Below are 18,028 nucleotides of genomic sequence, written 5' to 3' on the forward strand. Positions count from 1 at the left end.
ATGCCGACGACCACGCCCCAGACGACCGACGAGCTGTACCAGGCGCTCCAGGAGAACGACCAGCGCCCCTACGGCCGCACCCGCACCGTCACCGCCGAGGAACTCGTCGACGCCGCCGAGCAGTTCGGCGAGCCCGTCCCGCTCGTGCACGCCCTCCTCGAACTGCAGGAGGCGTACACCTACGGCTCCGAACCCCGCAAGTCGCCGGTGGTCTTCGCCCGGCTGCTGACCCTCTTCGACGAGCAGCCCGACGTCTTCGACGACCGCATGCGCCACCAGCTGTTCTGGCGGTTCAAGTGGGTGGCCCACGCCCTGCGCCAGCTGCCCGAGATACCGCTGGCCAGCCTGCGCCAGTGGCTGACGGAGATGCGCGACCGGTACGAGCGGGCCGGCCTGGGCCTCCAGCCCTACTACGGGCAGGCGTACCAGCTCGCCGCCCACACCGGTGAGGACACCACCCCCGCCTACGAGTTGTGGGCGGGCCGCACCCGCACGCGGCTCAGCGACTGCGAGGCCTGCGAGACCTGCCAGCGGGCCCTGTACCACCTCGCGGCGGGTGACGACGAGCGGGCGCTGCGCGCCTGGGAGCCGGTCCTGGCCGGCGAGGAGTCCTGCCAGGAGGAGCCGGCCCGCTCCGTTTCGCACGCCCTGCTTCCCCTGCTGCGCACCGGCCGTGCCGAGCGGGCCCGCGAACTGCACCTGGCCGGCTACCGCGGCTGCCGCCGCAACCCCGCGATGTCCGCCGAGGTCGGACGGCACCTGGAGTTCTGCGCGCTCACCGGCAACGAGGCCCGCGGCCTGGAACTGCTCGCCGAGAACCGGAACCTGTTCGACGAGGTCGACTCGCCGCTGGACCAGCTCGACTTCCTCACCGGCGTGGAGGTCCTCCTCCAGCGCGTCGAGTCGCTCGGCCACGGCGACCTGCCCGCCTCCGGATACGCGGGCCGCACCTGGACGGTGGCCGGTCTGCGGGCCGAGGTCCGCGGCCGTGCGGACGACCTCGCCGCACGCTTCGACGCCCGCAACGGCACCCCGGCCCACACCGGCCGCCGCCGCGCCCGCCTCGACCGCGCCCCGCTCCTGGACGCGCTCGAACTGACCCTGCGCACCCGGGGCCTGGACGAGCTGGCCCCGGCCGCCCCGGCCGCCGCACCCGTCGTCCGCACGGCCGGCGCCGTCCCCGACGCGCTGCCCGACCTCGTCCTCAAGGCCCGCGAACTGGACGAGCTGGGGCACCCGGACGCGCGCGCCTGCTGGGCGAGGCTGCGCACGCTGGTCGCCGCCCGCGACCACGTCCATCCCGACGACCCGGCCGTCGGCCCGCCCGCCCGGCTGCGCGCGGACCTGCTGGACGACGAGGCGGGCCGGGCGGGGGAGCGGGACCAGTACGCCGACGCCGCCGCCCTGCACGAGGAGGCCGCGGCCCTGTACGAGGACGCCGGACGGCCGGGCGACGCGGCGGTCTCGCGTGCCTGCGCCCTGCTCGCCACCGCCGAGCTGCCCCCGGAGGGCGACGGCGGAGCCGACGCCAAGGCCGCCGCGCTGACCGCCGCCCACGCGTCGATCGTGCGCCTGCACGAGGAGACCCCCGGCCTCACCCCGCACCAGGAGGCCCGCCTGCTGCGGCTGCGCGTGACCGCGCTCGCGCTGCGCCTGCAGACCACGGGCGCTGCGGAGCACGTCGCGCCGGTCCTCGCCGAGGCCGGCCGGCTGCTGGAGTTCGCCGGGCGGCACGCCATCACCGGGCAGGTCTCGGGCGCCCTGCTGCTGCGGGCCAGCACGTTCGCCATGTCCGGCGACCTGCCCGCCGCCGTCACCGAGATCGACGCCCTGCTCGACCGGCTCAAGGCCGAGGGCCCCGCCTGGCACCTGCCCCGCACGCTCGGTCTGCGCGGCCGGCTCCAGCTCGGCCTCCGGGACGCCCGCGCGGCGCACGCCGACCTGTCCGAGGGCCTGCGCCTGGCCGCCGACTGGCCGGCCGACACCGTCGACACCGGCCGTCTGCACGGCGACCTGGCCGAGGCCGCCATGCACCTGGGCCGCCCCGAGGAGGCCCTGCGGCACCTGACCCGCTCGGCGGAGCTGGAGCTGCGCCGCGGCAACCGCACCGACGCGTACTGCGCCTACAGCAACGCCGCCCAGCTCAGTCTCGACCTCGGCCGCGTCGAGGACTGCATCGCGCTGCTCGACTCGCTGCTCGCCGAACCGGACGTCACCGCCGGGGAGATCGACGACAGGCTCGTCGCCCAGCTGCGCCTCACCCGCGCCCGGGCGCTGCACGCGGGCGAGGACCTGAAGGCCGCCACGGCGGAGTTCGTCGCCCTCGCCGCCGAGTCGGCCGGCTGGGACGACGACCCGGGCAGCCACGCCATGATCGCCGCCGAGACGGCCGTGCTCCTCGGTGAGTCCGGCGAGTTCGGCCGGGCCCGCGAGGCCGCCGACCAGGCGCTCGCCGCCCACGCCCGGGACCCGCGGTACGAGCTGCTGAGCAATTGCCTGCGCGAGCTCGCCCGTCTCCAGGCCCAGCGGCAGGGCCCCGACGGCCTGGCGGGCGCCCGCGCCTTCCTGGCCGACGCCGCCCGGGTCGCCGACGGGGCCCGCGCCGCCGGGTACGAGGCCCAGGGCCGGCCTCTGGACGCGGCCCTGGCCTACGAGCACGGGCGGGTCAACGCCTACGCGGGCGCGTACGAGGAGTCGATGGCCGCCCTGGACCGGGCCCTCGCCCTGCTCGGCGAGCCGGGCGCGGACGGCGACCGGGCCGGCGAGTGGGCCGAGTGCGTACGCCTCGCGGGCGCCGTGGAGGGCATCTACCTGGAACGCGCCGCCCCCGCTCTGACCCGCCTCGACGCGGCGATCGCCCGGCTGACCGCGCTGGGCCACGAGGAGGAGACCGAGGCCCTGACCGCTCTGGCGGCCCGCCTGCGCGACGAGGAGTGATCCGGTGCCCGCGGTGCCGGGGCCGGACCCCGCCCCGGCACCGCGGGCACGGGCCTCTTGACGCGCTCCCGGCCCGGCCCGACACTCCGTAGAGGAATCCTAGGGAATCGGTAGGGAAAAACATGGGCGGTGCGGCAGCGGACTCCGGAAGCGACACCGTCCACACCGTCCTGCGGTCGCTGCCCCTGCTGACCTCACGCCGGCACATCGACCTGGTGAGGGTGTGCAGCGCCGCGAGTCGCACGGCGCCGCCCCGCGGCGCGTGACCGCCGCGCACCGTCGCCGTCGTACGCCCTCGACCGAGCCCCAGGGAGACGCATGTCCGCCACCATCCCGACCGCCGCGCCGTCCTTCCGGAGCAGGATCGGCCGTGACGCGCGCAGCGGCTACTACGCCGCGTCCCGCCGCTACCGGCTGCACCTCGCCCTGTCGTGTCCGCACTCCGTGCAGATCGCCGTCGCGCACGGCCTGCTGGGCCTCCACGACACCGTCCCGCTGACGCTGCTCCCGGCCGTGCCCGACGCACCCGGCGGGGGACACCTCGCCCTGCGCCCGCTGTACGAGGCCAGCGCCCACCAGCACCCGGGGCCGGCCGCGGCGCCCGTGCTCAGCGACGGCTGGACCGGACGGATCGTCAGCACGCACGCCCCCGACATCCTGCGGGACCTCGCCCGGCGGTTCGGCGGCGACGGACCCGACCTCCATCCGCGCGGCTCCGAGGCGGCCGTCGAGGACGTGGGCCGGCTCTGCGAGGGCATCGCCTCCGCCGCCCAGCGGGCCGGGCGGTGGGACACCGGCCCCGCGGCCCGTGAGGCGGCGCTGGCCGCCCTGCTGGACACGCTGGAGGTGCTGGAGCGGCGGCTCGACGGGCGGGCGTACCTCCTCGGCGACGGGCCGACCCTCGCCGACGTGCAGCTGTGGGCGACGCTGCTGGAGCTCGACACCGTGCACCGCCACCACCTGGACGCCGCCGCGGTGCACCGGATCACCGGCCACCCCCGCCTGTGGGCGTACGCGCGCCGGCTGGCCGCCCGTCCCGCCTTCGGCTCCCGGATCGACCTCGACGGCATCGCCCGCAGGCACCACGCCCACTGCCGGGGCCGGGAGGCGGCCGGCGCGGCGGTCCCGATCGTGGACTGGGCGGCGTACGCCTGACGGAACGGGCGCGATCCGTCAGAGGTGCGTCAAGGTCGCGGTCACGGGCGTAAGAGAGCCGTCAACGGGTGATCGCATCCGGTCGATGAGGCGCTTTGCTGCATGCGTCCGTTGTTCCGCACCTCACCTCAGGAGTCAGCGATGGCCGATCCGGCCTTCGTCATCACCGTGCTCGCGGGTTTCGCGCTGGTGGCTCTCGTCGCCAAGGGGGTGACGAAGCTGTGACCGCCGAGAACGTCGTCGGCCTGGTCGTGGCCGTCGCCCTGCTGGGCTATCTCGTCCTCGCCCTGATCTTCCCGGAGAGGTTCTAGATGGGCCCCGTCCTCGCCGGCGTGCTCCAGCTGCTGGCCCTCGTCGGCGCCCTGGCGCTGCTCCACGTCCCCGCCGGCACCTACCTGGCCCGGGTCTACTCCGGCGGGCGGCACCTGCGGGTGGAGCGATGGATCTACCGGGCCGTCGGCGCGGACCCCGACGCCGGGATGACCTGGCCCGCCTACCTGCGCGGCGTCCTCGCCTTCTCGGCCGTCGGCGTCCTGTTCCTCTACCTGCTCCTGCGACTCCAGGGGCACCTGCCCGGCTCGCTCGGCTTCGCGTCGGTCGAGCCGGCGCAGGCCTTCAACACGGCCGTGTCGTTCGTGACGAACACCAACTGGCAGTCCTACGCCGGTGAACAGACGATGGGGCACCTGGCGCAGACCGCCGGTCTCGCCGTGCAGAACTTCCTGTCAGCGGCCGTCGGCATGGCCGTCGCCGTGGCCTTGGTCCGGGGTTTCGCCCTCCCCCGCTCTCAGCTCCGTTCGAGCGGGGGGACCCCCATCCGCACCGACGAGCTGGGCAACTTCTGGGCCGACCTGGTGCGCGGCACCGTGCGCGTCCTCGTCCCGGCCGCCGCCGTCGCCGCCGTCGTCCTGGTGGCGTGCGGCGTGATCCAGAACTTCTCCGGCATCCACGACGTCGGGCAGTTCACGGGCGGCGCGCAGCAGTGGAACGGCGGCGCGGTCGCCTCGCAGGAGGCCATCAAGGAACTCGGCACCAACGGCGGCGGCTACTTCAACGCCAACTCCGCCCATCCCTTCGAGAACCCGACGCCCTTCACCAACCTCTTCGAGATCTTCCTCATCCTGATCATCCCGTTCTCCCTGCCCCGCGCCTTCGGCCTCATGGCCGGCTCCCTCCGGCAGGGGTACGCGATCCTCGCCGCGATGTTCACCATCTGGCTGGGCTTCACCGCCCTGATGATGTGGGCCGAGTTCACCCACCACGGCCCGGCGCTCCAGGCCGCGGGCGGGGCGATGGAGGGCAAGGAGGTCCGCTTCGGCGTCGGCTCGTCCTCGATCTTCGCGGTGTCGACCACGCTCACCTCGACCGGGGCGGTGGACTCCTTCCACTCGTCCTTCACCGGCCTCGGCGGCGGTCTCACCCTGCTGTCGATGATGCTCGGCGAGATCGCGCCCGGCGGCACCGGCTCCGGCCTCTACGGCATGCTCGTCCTGGCCGTCATCGCGGTGTTCATCGCCGGTCTGCTGGTCGGCCGCACCCCCGAGTACCTGGGCAAGAAGATCGGCGCGCGCGAGATGAAGCTCGCCGCGTGCTACATCCTCGTCACCCCCGCCCTCGTCCTCGTGGGCACCGCGGCCTCGCTGGCCCTGCCGACCCCCGCGCACTCGGCACTGAACCCCGGCGCGCACGGCTTCTCCGAGGTGCTGTACGCCTTCACCTCCGCCGCCAACAACAACGGCTCCGCCTTCGCCGGGCTGGACGCGAACACCGACTGGTTCAACACCACGACCGGGCTCGCCATGCTGTTCGGCCGGTTCCTGCCCATGGTCTTCGTGCTCGCGCTGGCCGGCTCGCTCGCCGGGCAGCGGCCGGTCCCCGTCACCGCGGGCACCCTGCGCACCGAGAAACCGCTGTTCACCGGCCTGCTGGTGGGCGCCGTCCTGATCATCACCGGTCTGACCTACTTCCCCGCCCTGGCCCTCGGCCCGCTCGCGGAGGGACTCGCGTCGTGACCACCCGTACCGAACCCCACGAGGACGCCATGTCCACTCCCACCCTGGTGCCCCACCAGGACGCGCCGGCGGAGCACCCCACCGCCGAACACCGCGCCCGCGCCGGCCTGTTCGAGCCGGCCCGGTTGCTCGGCGCCCTGCCCGAGGCCTTCCGCAAGCTGGACCCGCGGGTGATGGTCACGTCGCCCGTGATGTTCGTGGTGTGGATCGGGTCCGTGCTGACCACGGCCTTCTCCTTCACCGACCCGGGCGACTGGTTCGGCTGGACCATCAGCGCCTGGCTGTGGCTGACGGTCCTCTTCGCCAACCTGGCCGAAGCGGTCGCCGAGGGCCGCGGCAAGGCGCAGGCCGACACCCTGCGCAAGGCCAAGTCCGGCACCGTGGCCCGCAAGACGGACGGCATGGTCGTCCCCGGCACCGAGCTGACCGTCGGCGACCTGGTCGTCTGCGAGGCCGGCGACACGATCCCCGGCGACGGTGACGTCGTCGAGGGCGTCGCCTCGGTCGACGAGTCGGCCATCACCGGCGAGTCCGCCCCGGTCATCCGCGAGTCGGGAGGCGACCGTTCGGCTGTCACCGGCGGCACCCGGGTGCTGTCCGACCGGATCGTCGTCCGGATCACCACCCGGCCCGGCGAGACCTTCATCGACCGGATGATCGGCCTGGTCGAAGGGGCCGCCCGGCAGAAGACGCCCAACGAGATCGCGCTGAACATCCTGCTGGCCTCGCTGACGATCGTCTTCCTGCTGGCCTGCGCCACCCTGCCGCCCTTCGCGGCCCACGCCGGCACGCACCTGACCCTGGTCGTGCTGGTCGCGCTGCTGGTGTGCCTCATCCCGACCACGATCGGCGCGCTGCTGTCGGCCATCGGCATCGCGGGCATGGACCGGCTGGTGCAGCGCAACGTGCTCGCCATGTCGGGGCGGGCGGTCGAGGCCGCGGGCGACGTGTCGACGCTGCTGCTGGACAAGACCGGCACGATCACCCTCGGCAACCGGCAGGCCGCCGCGTTCCTGCCGGTGCGCGGGGTCACCGAGGCCGAACTGGCCGAGGCGGCCCAGCTGTCGTCGCTGGCCGACGAGACACCGGAGGGTCGTTCCGTCGTCGCCCTGGCCGAGGAGCGGTACGGTCCGCGCCCGCGCGAACTCGCCGGCGCCGAGTGGGTCGCCTTCTCCGCGCAGACCCGGATGTCGGGCGTGGACGTCGGCGGCCGCACCGTCCGCAAGGGCGCCGCGGCTTCGGTCATCGCCTGGGTGCGGGAGCGGGGCGGCGCGGTCCCCGAGGACGCCGACGGCATCGCCGACCGGATCTCCGCGGCGGGCGGCACCCCCCTCCTGGTCGCCGCCGAGGACGCCGACGGCGTCCGGGTGCTCGGCGTCGTGCACCTCAAGGACGTCGTCAAGGAAGGCATGCGCGAGCGGTTCGAGGAGCTGCGCCGCATGGGCATCAGAACCGTCATGATCACGGGTGACAACCCCCTGACGGCCAGGGCGATCGCCGAGGAGGCAGGCGTCGACGACTTCCTCGCCGAGGCCACCCCCGAGGACAAGATGGCCCTCATCAAGCGCGAGCAGGCGGGCGGCAAGCTGGTCGCGATGACCGGCGACGGCACCAACGACGCCCCCGCCCTCGCCCAGGCGGACGTCGGCGTGGCGATGAACACCGGCACGTCGGCCGCCAAGGAGGCCGGCAACATGGTCGACCTCGACTCCGACCCGACCAAGCTCATCGAGATCGTCGAGATCGGCAAGCAGCTCCTCATCACACGCGGGGCGTTGACGACGTTCTCCCTCGCCAACGACGTCGCCAAGTACTTCGCGATCATCCCGGCGCTGTTCGCCGCGGTGTACCCCGGCCTCGACAAGCTCAACATCATGCGGCTGTCCTCGCCCGACTCCGCGATCCTGTCGGCCGTCGTCTTCAACGCGCTGATCATCGTGGCGCTCGTACCGCTGTCGCTGCGGGGCGTGCGCTACCGGCCGATGAGCGCCGACCGGCTGCTGCGCCGCAACCTCATGCTCTACGGCGCCGGCGGTCTGATCGCGCCCTTCGCCGGCATCAAGCTCATCGACCTGCTCCTCTCCCTCGTCCCCGGGATCGGCTGACCGCCATGAACAACTCCCTCACGAACACCGCCCGGTTGCTCGGGGCGGGCCTGCGTGCCCTGCTCGTACTGACCCTGGTGACCGGCGTGGCCTACCCGCTGGTCGTCACCGGCATCGCCCAGGGCCTCTTCCCCGGCCGGGCGAACGGCTCCGAGATCAGCGCGGGCGGCCGGGTCGTCGGCTCGTCCCTGATCGGCCAGCAGGGCTACGGCCTCGACTGCTTCCAGCCCCGGCCCGCGAACGGGCTCGGCGAGAACTCGGTCAACACGCGGTACGAGCTGCTGCTCTCGGGCGCCACCAACCTGGCCGCCGACAACAAGGAACTGGTGAAGCAGGTGGAGGACGCCAAGGCCAAGGTGGTCGAGGACAACTCCGTGCCCGGTCACACCGTGCGGCCCTCCCAGGTGCCCGCCGACGCCGTCACCTCGTCCGGCTCCGGGCTCGACCCCGACATCTCCCCGGCCTACGCCGCCCTCCAGGTCCCCCGGGTCGCACAGCGCAACGGGCTCCCGGTCGCCCGGGTGGAGAAGCTGGTGCGGGACCACACCGAGGGCCGCACGCTGGGCTTCATGGGTGAGCCCCGGGTGAACGTCCTCGAACTCAACGTCGCCCTGCGGGAGTTGGTGGCACGCAAGGGATGAGCGCGCCTGGCTGCACCAGGCCGGCCGCGCTGTCATGAGTCCGCGTACCCAGGCCCGTCCGTGCGGCGACCGGTCCGGGCCGCCCTCCCGCGTGGGAGGGCGGCCCCATGCCCACCTCGCCCGCCCCGCGCCGTGCCCCGCTCACCGCCACGCCTGCGTCACGGGGTTCGTGCAGGAGTCGAACGCCGAGGCAGTGGCGGGCGGCCCGTACCCGGAGACCGGCTGCTTCGCGCCGCCCGCCGGGCACTGAACCGCCACGGTCCGCGCCTCACCCGTCCGCACGCGCCGGGCAGGGCGCGGGCCCGGCACGGCGGCACGATGAGAGGCATGACCGACACCGACAGGACCGGGACCGTCCCGGCCGGCTCCCTCGCGGGCGGGCCCGGGAACGCACGGCCCGTACCGGACGCCGCGCCGGACTCCGCCGTGACCGACCTGCGGCGCGTGGGGGCCAACCCGGACTTCTGGTACCCCGTCGCCCGCTCGCGCGGCGTCCGGCGCGGCCGGGTGCGGGCGACCTCCTTCGCCGGTGAGCGCATCGCGCTGTTCCGGGGGCGGAGCGGCACCGTGCACGCGCTGGAGGACCGGTGCGCCCACCGGCAGGTGCCGCTGAGCATGGGCGTCGTGGAGGGCGAGACGCTGCGCTGCTGCTACCACGCCTGGGCCTACCGCGGTGACGGCCGCATCTCGCAGATCCCCTACCTGTCCAAGGGCGATCGCAGACCGCCGCGCGGCGTGCGCGGCTACCCCGTCCGCGAGGCCTACGGCCTGGTGTTCGTCTTCCCGGGCGACCCGGACAAGGCGGCCGGGACGCCGTTGCCCGACCTGCCCGCCTACGCCTCACCGCGGTACCTGACCCTGACCTACGCGCGGACCGTGCACTGCCACTACTCGTTCATGCACGAGAACCTGCTCGACATGAACCACCAGTTCCTCCACCGGGGCGTCGTCGGCAGGCTCCACCCCGAACTGCTGGAGCACCGCACCGACGCGCGGACCGTGGAGGCGCGGTACCTGTTCACGCACACCGGCGGCAGGCGCAACCGCGGCGCGAGCCTGCTGGCCGCCGAGGGACTCGGCGGCAGCGAGTCCAGCGACGTCATGACCATCCGCACCGAGTACCCGTACCAGACGCTCGACCTGGTCCCGGAGAACGCCGAGCGCCCCGCCTTCCGCCTCTGGGCCGCCTACGTGCCCGAGGACGCCGAGCAGCGCAGGTGCCACACCTACGGCCTGCTGATGATCGAGAAGCCGCGCGTCCCCGCCGTGCTGCACCTGGCGCGGCCGCTCATCAGGCGCTTCACCGAGCGGGTGTTCGCCGAGGACCGCATGGCCGTCGAGGCGGAGCAGCGGGCCTGGGACGAGCAGGGGGAGGACCGCAACCACGAGGTGTTCCCGCTGATCCTCGACGTCCGCGAGGTGCTGCGCGGCAACGGCGTCCCGATCGGGCCCGGACCGCGCACCGCCGTGTGCGGCGACGCCGGGGCGTGCGGCGGCCGGTGACCGCGGCCGATCAGGGCCGGGGGTTGGTGCGCTGCCAGCGGGGACGGGCGTCGGGACCGCGGCGGCCCGCCACCGAGGCGCAGCGCGGGCACTGGCGCCGCACCCGGTCCGCCGCACCGCCGGACTCCGGGAAGGTGTCCGGCCAGCCGACGTGCGGGAAGCGCAGGAGACGGGACCGGCTCAGGGACAGCCCGCAGACCGTCTCGTTGCGGCCCGGCTCCCAGGCGTGCACCTCCCCGGACGGCAGGCGGCGCCGCCCTTCCTCCTCGTCGGTCCACTGCCCGGACGCCGCGACGGCGTACTGCTTGGTCCGTGCCACGGCGATCAGCCCGCGTCCCGGTCGACGCGCGGCCGCACCTGCTCCTCCAGGCGCCGCAGACTGGTCTCGAGAGCGCCGGTGACGGCCTCCTCGCCCGGGTCGTGGCCGGCGTCGAAGAACGACAGGTGCAGTGTCACCTCGCTGGCTCCGCTGTCGATGCCCGCGACCTGCAGCCAGCCCGCGTAACCGCCCTGCTCACGCGTGCCCCACTCGAGCCGCATCTGCTCGGGCCGGGCCCGCAGCAGGGCGGCGGTGTCCTCGTCGGTGCGGTCCTCGTGCACGGTGACGGCGGGCAGCTCCCCGGCCTCCACGTGCAGGGCGTCCGGCAGCCAGCTCTCCAGCCGGCCGACGTCCGCGGCCCGGTCGAAGACGTGCTCGGGCGGTGCGTGCATCGTGCGGGAACGTTCGTACTCGGTCATCGCGGCACCCTCGGCTCGGGGACGTACAGCGCACCGCGTTCCCGGCTCGCCCGGCCCTAACCGCGGATCGTTCCGTCCCGGCAACCCGGTGGTCCGCGGCCCGGCTCCCGGCCGCCGGGGGCACGTCACCCGGCGGGCGGCAGCGCGGCGGCAGGGGGCGAGCGGCCCGCCGACTCCGGCCAGGGCGGCGTTGCGGACGACGGCGTCGCACCCCGCGAGCGCGCGGGCGACGGCGGCCGGATCAGCCACGTCCCCCAGGTGGTGCCGGACCCCGAGAGCTTCCAGGGCGGGACTGGGGCGGCGGCCGAGGGAGACGACCCAGGTGCCGCGGGCCGGCAGCTGCCGGCAGATCTCCCTGCCCGGGGAAGCCGCCGCCGGTGACCAGGACCCTCACCGCCGGCCCTCCTCGGCGGCCCGGGCGGCGAGCCGCGCGCGGTCCGTCCCGGAGTTGTGGCGGACGTCGGTGGGGAAGCGCGGGTGGAACAGGACCGTGCCGATGCGGCGGGCGTGCGGGTGGTCGCGCAGGGCCGCGCGCAGGCCGCCGGCGACCGCTTCCTTGCGCGCTCCGCGCTCGGGCTCGACGCAGAGCACCGCCCGCTGCCGTCCGGCGGGTCCGACCCCCACCAGGGCCGTGCGGCGTACCCCGGCGGCGGTGTCGGCCGTGGCCTCGACGTCCTCCGTGGTGAGGGTGAAGTCCTCGCCGGTGACGAGATGGGCTTTGCGGCCCAGGTACCACAGGCGCCCTTCCCCGTCGAGGCGGCCCAGGTCGCCGGTGCGGTACCAGGACGTGCCGTCCGCCTCGGTCCGGGCGGCACGCGTGGCCTCGGGACGGGCGTGCCAGCCCGGGCCGATCACGGGCTGCGCGACGGCGATCTCGCCCAGGCCGGTGGCGTCCGCGTCCAGCACGCGTGCCTCGACACCGGGCAGGAGCCTGCCCAGACAGGTACCCGCGTGCCCCGGGGGCGACTGGTTCCGCAGCGCGCGCACCTCGTCCGCGCCGACGGCCGCCACGGGCAGGCACTCCGTGGCGCCGTAGACGCTGAGGATCTCCGCGCCGGCGGGCAGCGCCTTGGCCAGGGCCTCGGCGAGGCGTGGGCGCAGCGGTGCGCCGAAGCACAGGACCCGGCGCACCGACGGCAGCGTCAGTCCGTGGCGGGCGCAGTGACCGGCGATCAGGCCGAGGACCGCCGGGGATCCGAGCACGACGGTCGCCCGGTGGCGCAGCAGGGGTCCCACCAGGTGCCCGGGCGGCGTGCGCGCCGGCGCCAGGTGGTCGACCTGCGGGGCGACCGTGGTCACGCCGAGCAGCGGACCCAGTGCGGCGAACGGCAGGAAGCAGGACAGCAGGACGTCGTCCGCCTCCGCCCGCACCACCGAGTCCAGGGCGGTGAGCTGACCGGCGAGGGTGGCGTAGGCGTACTCCACCCCCTCGGGCCGCCCGGCGGAGCCGGACGTGAGGGCGATCGTCGCCAGGTCCTCGGGCCGGGGCTCAGGCAGGCGCGGACCGGGACCGGTGCCGTCCGGCACGGCCGACGGCAGGTGGCGCCCGAGGAGGTGCGCCTGCCCGGGGACACCGCGGCCGGTCACCAGGGCCGTACGGACATGGCCGCGCCCCCAGCCCAGCGCGCGGCGCGCCACGTGCGCCAGGGGCTCGCCGATGAACACCCCCGGGGCGATCTCGTCCAGGCAGCGCCGTACCTCGGCGCGCGGTTCGATCGGCACGGGGACGGCGCCGAGCGAGGTCAGCGCGTAGACGCAGGCGACCAGTTGGTAGGCGTCCCGGGTCATCACCACGGCCTGGTCGCCGGAGCGCACCCCGGCCGTCCGCAGGGCGTCGGCGATACGGCGGCAGCCGTCCAGCAGCTGCGCGGCCGTCACGTCGGCGGCGGAGACGGGGCCGCTGCAGCGGACGATGACGGTGGAGCCCGGGTGTTCGCCGAGGCGGGCCAGGCGGGCGGAGACGCTGTCGGGTGCGGCGGTCATCGCTGTCCTCGCGGGAGCTGGGGTGGGGGAGCAGGAAGTCACGGATGAGGGGGCCGAGTTCGTCCCCGGCGCGGCGTCGTCCCTCACGAGGTGGCCGGCGCGGGGCAGCGGGGCGGCAGACGGACGGCGACGGCTGTCAAGCGGGCACGCGGGGCTTCGGGCACGGCGCCACCGTAACGGCCGGTCACGCACCGTGACATGATGTTCACCCGCGTGGCGGTGCGGCATCACGCCCACGGGTGAAGCGAGGTGGCCGCCCGTTGCGCCGGGGCGGGGTTCCCCTCGCTCGTCGGCGTCGATGTGGAGAGTGGAGAGCCGGGCCGCCCCCGGACACGGGGACGGCCCGGCGCGCTACACCACCCCGGCCCGCCCGGCCGTGTCGTCGAGGAAGCCGCCCGACTGGTGCCGCCACAGCTTCGCGTACGCGCCGCCGAGGGCGAGCAACTCCTGGTGACTGCCCTGCTCGACGATCCGCCCCCGGTCCAGCACGACGAGCTGATCCATGGTCGCGACCGTGCTCAGCCGGTGCGCCACCACGAGCGCGGTCCGCCCCTCCATGAGCCGCCACAGCGCCTGCTGGACGAGCAGTTCGCTCTCCGAGTCCAGCGCGCTGGTCGCCTCGTCGAGCAGCAGGATCGGCGCGTCGCGCAGGATCGCCCGGGCGAGGGCGACGCGCTGGCGCTGCCCGCCGGACAGCTTCACGCCCCGCTCGCCCACCAGGGTGTCGAAACCGTCCGGCAGCGCGTCGGCGAACTCCGTGACGTGCGCCGCCCGCGCCGCCCGGCGGATCTCCTCGTCGGTCGCGTCCGGCCGGGCGAAGGCGATGTTGTCCCGCAGGGTGCGGTGGAACATCGCCGGGTCCTGCGGCACGTAGGCGATCTGGCCGCGCAGGTCGGCCTGGCGCAGCCGGCTGATGTCCTGCCCGCCGATCAGGATGCGGCCGCCGTCGATGTCCGTCATCCGCAGCAGCAGCCGCGTGAGGGTGGTCTTGCCGCCGCCCGACCGGCCCACGAGGCCGAGCTTCGACCCGCTCGGCACGTCCAGGTCGAGCCCGTCGAAGAGCGGGCGGCCGCCCCCGTGGGCGAACGTCACCTTCTCGAAGCGGACGTCGGCGGCCCGGGGCCGCAGCGGCTCCGGCTCCGGCGGGTCGAGCACGGTCGGCGGCGTCAGCAGCAGTTCGGTGAACTGCGCCGCCTCCGTCATGGAGCTCTCCAGCCGGCGGTAGATCTGGTTGAAGTCGAACATGATGCGGGTCGCGTTGGTGTAGTACGTGAAGGCGACCACGATGGCCTCCACCCCGTGCGGGCCCCCGGCCAGCGTCACGGCGAGCAGCAGACCCGCCGCGTTGGTCAGCACGGACATCGGCGCGACCAGCGTGTCGATGCGCAGGTTGCCGTAGTCCCAGGAGCGCAGGGTGAGCCGGCGCGAGGTGGCCACCCGGGAGCGGTGCTCGGCGGCCTCGCGCCGCTCGGCGGCGAACGCGCGCACGGTGTCCATGTTCATCAGACTGTCGGCGACATGCCCCGAGACCCGGGCGATCGCCTCCTCACGCTCGTCGACGAGCCGCTGCCGACGGCGGATCAGCGGCACCACCAGCACCGCCGTCAGCGCGATCATCACCAGCAGGCCGGCGACGAGCAGCGGCTCGTAGCGCCACAGCACCACCGCGCCGAACGTCAGCGGCACGAAGCTGCCGACGATCTGGAAGGTCAGCGTGTCCACGAACGCCTCGAAGCGGGAGGCGAAACTGAGGACGCGCTTGGTCAGCGAGCCGGCGAAGTTGTCGTGGAAGAACGCGGCGTCCTTGGCGAACAGCTCGTCCATCCCGATCACGTACAGATGCTCGATGCCCAGGGCGTCGAGCCGGTTGAGGCAGTGCAGGGCGATCCGCCACAGCACCTCCGAGAGCAGCAGGACCCCGGAGAAGCCGAGCACGTACGGCAGCGCCGAGGCGACTGTGACGTGCTCCTCGCCGGCGAGGCCGCCGACCAGCTTGGCGACGATCAGCGGCGCGATGTAGTAGAGGCCGATGTTGCCCAGCGCCGAGAGCAACATGGCGGGAGCCGTCCACCGGCGCAGCCGGGACAGCTCCTTCCCGTAGTACCGAAGTGCCAGTAGGACCGAGCGCTTGCCCGGCTGAACCCTGCGTGATCCAGGCGTTTCCATCCCACCCCTGTGGCGTCCTGCGGCCGCCCCTCCCGCGCGAGTGCGGGCAGGGGGCATCGCCGCGACGGATGTGTGGAGTTCCGGGTCGAGTTCGGAAGTCTCCCGCGACCGCGACCGCGCAGTCCAAGCGTTTTCAAGCCGGGCGGTGGTGTGCGGGGAGCGCCAAGAGGCGCGGCGGGCGGACTGGGGGGCGGAGCCGGGCCTGCCGCTCGCGCCGGGCCCGTCCCGGAGGACGGGCACCGGCGGCCGGACGGCGTCAGCCGCCCCCGGTCACGGCGTGTCCGGACGCAGGGTGAAGACCCGGTCCAGGCCCACGAGCGTGAGGACCCGCATCAGGTTGGCCGGTACGGCGGCCAGCACGATGTCGGCCCCGGCGGCCAGGGCGTGCTGGCGGGCGGCGAGCAGGGCGGTGATGCCGGACGAGTCGCAGAACCCGAGGCCGGACAGGTCCACCACCAGGCACTGCCCGGGCTCCAGGGACAGCTCGTCGATCCGGCGGCGCAGCGCGGGTGCCCGGTCGAAGTCGAGGTCGCCGGCCACCCGGAGGACCGGGCCGGCCGCGGTGGGGTGGACGTCGATGGTCAGCGCGTTCATGGCAGGCGGCTCGTCGTGGGGCGTATCCCGGCAGGACCGGGGGAGGGGACTCCGAGGGCGAGCAGGGCGGTGTCGTCGTCCAGCCCGTCACCGAAGCCCTCCAGCAGCCCGGTCAGCGCGGTGACGACCTCGCGGGGCGCGGCGGGCGCGTGGGCGGCGCCGAAGGCGAGCAGGGCGTCCTCCCCGTACCGGTCGTCCCGGCCGGGCCCGGAACGCGCCTCGGTGAGACCGTCGGTGTACAGCACGAGGGTGTCGCCGGGGGCCAGGACGGTCCGGGCGGTGCCGATCGGCGCGTCGGTCAGCACCCCGATGAGCATGCCGCCAGGCGTGGGCAGGTACTCGGCGCTGCCGTCGGACCGCAGGACGAGAGCCGGCGGGTGCCCTCCGGAAGCCAGGCGCACCACGGCCGGGCCGTGCTCCCCGGCGGGCTCGACGATGCCGAAGACGCAGGTGCAGTAGCGGGGGTTGCCGTCGCCCGTGTACCGCTCGTGCAGGACGGCGTTGAGCGTGGCCAGGGCCGCGGCCGGCTCCGGGTCGTGGTGGGCGGCGGCCCGCAGGGTGTAGCGCGTCAGCGAGGTGAGGGAGGCGGCCTCGGGCCCCTTGCCGCACACGTCGCCGAGGAAGAACGCCCACCGGTCGCCCGCGACCGGGAACAGGTCGTAGAAGTCGCCGCCCAGCCGGTCGGGCGAGGCCGTGTGGTAGTGGACGGCCGTCTCCAGGCCCGGCACCGCGGGCAGCGAGTCCGGGACGAGGGACTGCTGCAGGACGGTGAGGGCGGCGGCCAGCCGGGCCCGGTCGGCCTCGGCCTGCCGCCGCGCCGCCTCGGCCTCGGCGCGGGCCCGCTCCGCCTCCGCGCGGGCCCGTTCGGCCTCCTGACGGCGGCGCAGCAGTTCCTCCTCGTAGGCGCGCCGGTCGGAGGCGTCGAAGACGGTGGTGCGGATCAGCAGCGGCTCGCCCTCGGTGCCGTGCTTGACCACGGCGGACACCAGCACCGGAAGCCTGCCGCCGTCCGCGCGCCGCATCTCCAGGGCGATCCCGCGCAGCTCGCCCTGCAGGCGCAGCAGCGGCGCGAAGTGCGTCTCGTGGTACAGCCGGCCGCCGACCGTGAGCAGGTCGGCGAAGCGCCTGCGCCCCACCACGGCGTCGCGCTCCAGGCCGAGCCAGTCCAGCAGCGTCGTGTTGATCTTGGCGATCGTGCCGTCCATCAGGGTGGACAGGTAGCCGCACGGTGCCGCCTCGTAGAGGTCCTCGGCGCTGTCCTCCAGCAGGGCGGTGAAAGCCGCGTCGGTGCTCCCCCCGTCCCCGGTCCCGGCGGACTCCGGCAGTCCGTCCCTGCGGCACATCACTGGACGGACTCCACGAAGTCCAGGATCGCCTCGGCGGTGGCCTCGGGCGCGCTCAGCTGCGGGCAGTGCCCCGTGGCGCCCAGGGTGACCAGCCGGGAGGACGGGATCGCCGCGTGGACGTAGGCGCCGACCTCGCGGGGCGCGATGGCGTCCTGCTCGCACTCCAGCACCAGGGTCGGCACGCGGACACCCGCCAGGTCCTCGCGGCTGTCGGTCAGGAACGTGGTCCGGGCGAAGACCCGCGCGATGTCCGGGTCGGTGGCGCAGAAGCTGTTGGTCAGTTCCTCGCCCAGCTCCGGGCGGTCCGGGTTGCCCATGATCACCGGCGCCATGGCGGACGACCAGCCCAGGTAGTTCGCCTCGAGCGAGGCCAGCAGCTCGTCGATGTCCTCCGCGCTGAAGCCGCCGCGGTAGTCCCCGCTGTCGATGTAGCACGGCGAGGGCGTCACCATCACCAGCGCCCCGATCCGCTCCGGCGCCGCCCGCGCCGCGAGCACGCCCACCATGGCGCTGACCGAGTGCCCCACGAACACCGCCCGCCGCAGGTCGAGCTCCTCGCAGACCTCGGCCACGTCACGGGCGTAACCGTCCAGGGAGGAGTAGCGCTCCTCGCTCCACGCCGTGAGGTCCGACCTGCCCGAGCCGACGTAGTCGAACAGCACCACGCGGTAGCGCTTCGCCAGCACCGGCGCCACGAGACGCCACATGTTCTGGTCGCAGCCGAACCCGTGGGCCAGGAGGAGCACCGGCGCGTCGTCGGGGCCGGTGACGTTCACGTGGTTCCTGCGGCGGATGTCCATACCGGCCATGCTCCCACCTCGGCCGGACCCCTTCGACGGCGGCCTCGC

At 74.5% G+C, this 18,028-nt stretch carries 15 protein-coding genes and 1 pseudogene; 8 read left to right on the top strand and 8 right to left on the bottom strand.

Annotated features, from left to right (window positions below; genetic code table 11):
• From ACF07N_RS23635 to ACF07N_RS23670, 8 genes are all read left to right on the top strand, one after another.
• Nucleotides 1-2,937 (top strand): hypothetical protein, encoded by a 2,937-nt coding sequence (locus tag ACF07N_RS23635; protein ID WP_392116197.1) that lies wholly within the window; start codon nucleotides 1-3, stop codon nucleotides 2,935-2,937.
• 318 nt (nucleotides 2,938-3,255) lie between these two features.
• Complete coding sequence (locus ACF07N_RS23640; protein ID WP_392116200.1) at nucleotides 3,256-4,092, top strand: glutathione S-transferase C-terminal domain-containing protein; 837 nt, start codon at nucleotides 3,256-3,258, stop codon at nucleotides 4,090-4,092.
• Between the two features lie 102 nt (nucleotides 4,093-4,194).
• Entirely contained in the window at nucleotides 4,195-4,317 is a 123-nt protein-coding gene (locus tag ACF07N_RS23645; RefSeq protein WP_383332275.1) for a hypothetical protein, read from the top strand.
• Nucleotides 4,314-4,403, top strand: coding sequence for a K(+)-transporting ATPase subunit F (kdpF, locus tag ACF07N_RS23650; protein WP_009326374.1), 90 nt, complete (start codon nucleotides 4,314-4,316; stop codon nucleotides 4,401-4,403). Before ACF07N_RS23645 ends, kdpF begins: the two co-directional genes overlap by 4 nt.
• Complete coding sequence (gene kdpA, locus ACF07N_RS23655; RefSeq protein WP_392116204.1) at nucleotides 4,404-6,104, top strand: potassium-transporting ATPase subunit KdpA; 1,701 nt, start codon at nucleotides 4,404-4,406, stop codon at nucleotides 6,102-6,104.
• Between the two features lie 29 nt (nucleotides 6,105-6,133).
• On the top strand, nucleotides 6,134-8,209 hold the full coding sequence (kdpB, locus tag ACF07N_RS23660; RefSeq protein ID WP_392117024.1) for a potassium-transporting ATPase subunit KdpB: 2,076 nt from the start codon (nucleotides 6,134-6,136) through the stop codon (nucleotides 8,207-8,209).
• A gap of 5 nt (nucleotides 8,210-8,214) precedes the next feature.
• Nucleotides 8,215-8,850, top strand: coding sequence for a potassium-transporting ATPase subunit C (locus ACF07N_RS23665; RefSeq protein ID WP_392116207.1), 636 nt, complete (start codon nucleotides 8,215-8,217; stop codon nucleotides 8,848-8,850).
• Between the two features lie 327 nt (nucleotides 8,851-9,177).
• Nucleotides 9,178-10,353, top strand: coding sequence for a Rieske 2Fe-2S domain-containing protein (locus ACF07N_RS23670; protein ID WP_392116210.1), 1,176 nt, complete (start codon nucleotides 9,178-9,180; stop codon nucleotides 10,351-10,353).
• Between the two features lie 10 nt (nucleotides 10,354-10,363).
• Here ACF07N_RS23670 and ACF07N_RS23675 read toward each other — a convergent pair whose 3' ends face one another.
• From ACF07N_RS23675 to ACF07N_RS23710, 8 genes and pseudogenes are all read right to left on the bottom strand, one after another.
• Nucleotides 10,364-10,672, bottom strand: coding sequence for a hypothetical protein (locus ACF07N_RS23675; RefSeq protein ID WP_383332263.1), 309 nt, complete (start codon nucleotides 10,670-10,672; stop codon nucleotides 10,364-10,366).
• A 5-nt stretch (nucleotides 10,673-10,677) separates the two neighbouring features.
• Complete coding sequence (locus ACF07N_RS23680; protein ID WP_383332261.1) at nucleotides 10,678-11,091, bottom strand: SRPBCC family protein; 414 nt, start codon at nucleotides 11,089-11,091, stop codon at nucleotides 10,678-10,680.
• A gap of 246 nt (nucleotides 11,092-11,337) precedes the next feature.
• Nucleotides 11,338-11,442 (bottom strand): annotated as a pseudogene (locus ACF07N_RS23685) (3-beta hydroxysteroid dehydrogenase); the annotation flags it as partial.
• Between the two features lie 39 nt (nucleotides 11,443-11,481).
• Nucleotides 11,482-13,074, bottom strand: coding sequence for an AMP-binding protein (locus ACF07N_RS23690; RefSeq protein ID WP_392116213.1), 1,593 nt, complete (start codon nucleotides 13,072-13,074; stop codon nucleotides 11,482-11,484).
• 351 nt (nucleotides 13,075-13,425) lie between these two features.
• On the bottom strand, nucleotides 13,426-15,129 hold the full coding sequence (locus ACF07N_RS23695; protein WP_392116216.1) for an ABC transporter ATP-binding protein: 1,704 nt from the start codon (nucleotides 15,127-15,129) through the stop codon (nucleotides 13,426-13,428).
• Between the two features lie 381 nt (nucleotides 15,130-15,510).
• Nucleotides 15,511-15,834, bottom strand: coding sequence for an STAS domain-containing protein (locus ACF07N_RS23700; protein WP_392116219.1), 324 nt, complete (start codon nucleotides 15,832-15,834; stop codon nucleotides 15,511-15,513).
• Nucleotides 15,831-17,177 (bottom strand): SpoIIE family protein phosphatase, encoded by a 1,347-nt coding sequence (locus tag ACF07N_RS23705; RefSeq protein ID WP_392116222.1) that lies wholly within the window; start codon nucleotides 17,175-17,177, stop codon nucleotides 15,831-15,833. The genes ACF07N_RS23700 and ACF07N_RS23705 overlap by 4 nt, the downstream gene beginning before the upstream one ends.
• Nucleotides 17,177-17,980 (bottom strand): alpha/beta fold hydrolase, encoded by an 804-nt coding sequence (locus ACF07N_RS23710; RefSeq protein ID WP_392117027.1) that lies wholly within the window; start codon nucleotides 17,978-17,980, stop codon nucleotides 17,177-17,179. Before ACF07N_RS23710 ends, ACF07N_RS23705 begins: the two co-directional genes overlap by 1 nt.
• Nucleotides 17,981-18,028: the final 48 nt, after the last annotated feature.

The sequence above is a fragment of the Streptomyces sp. NPDC015242 genome (assembly GCF_043079125.1).
Lineage (GTDB): Bacteria > Actinomycetota > Actinomycetes > Streptomycetales > Streptomycetaceae > Streptomyces.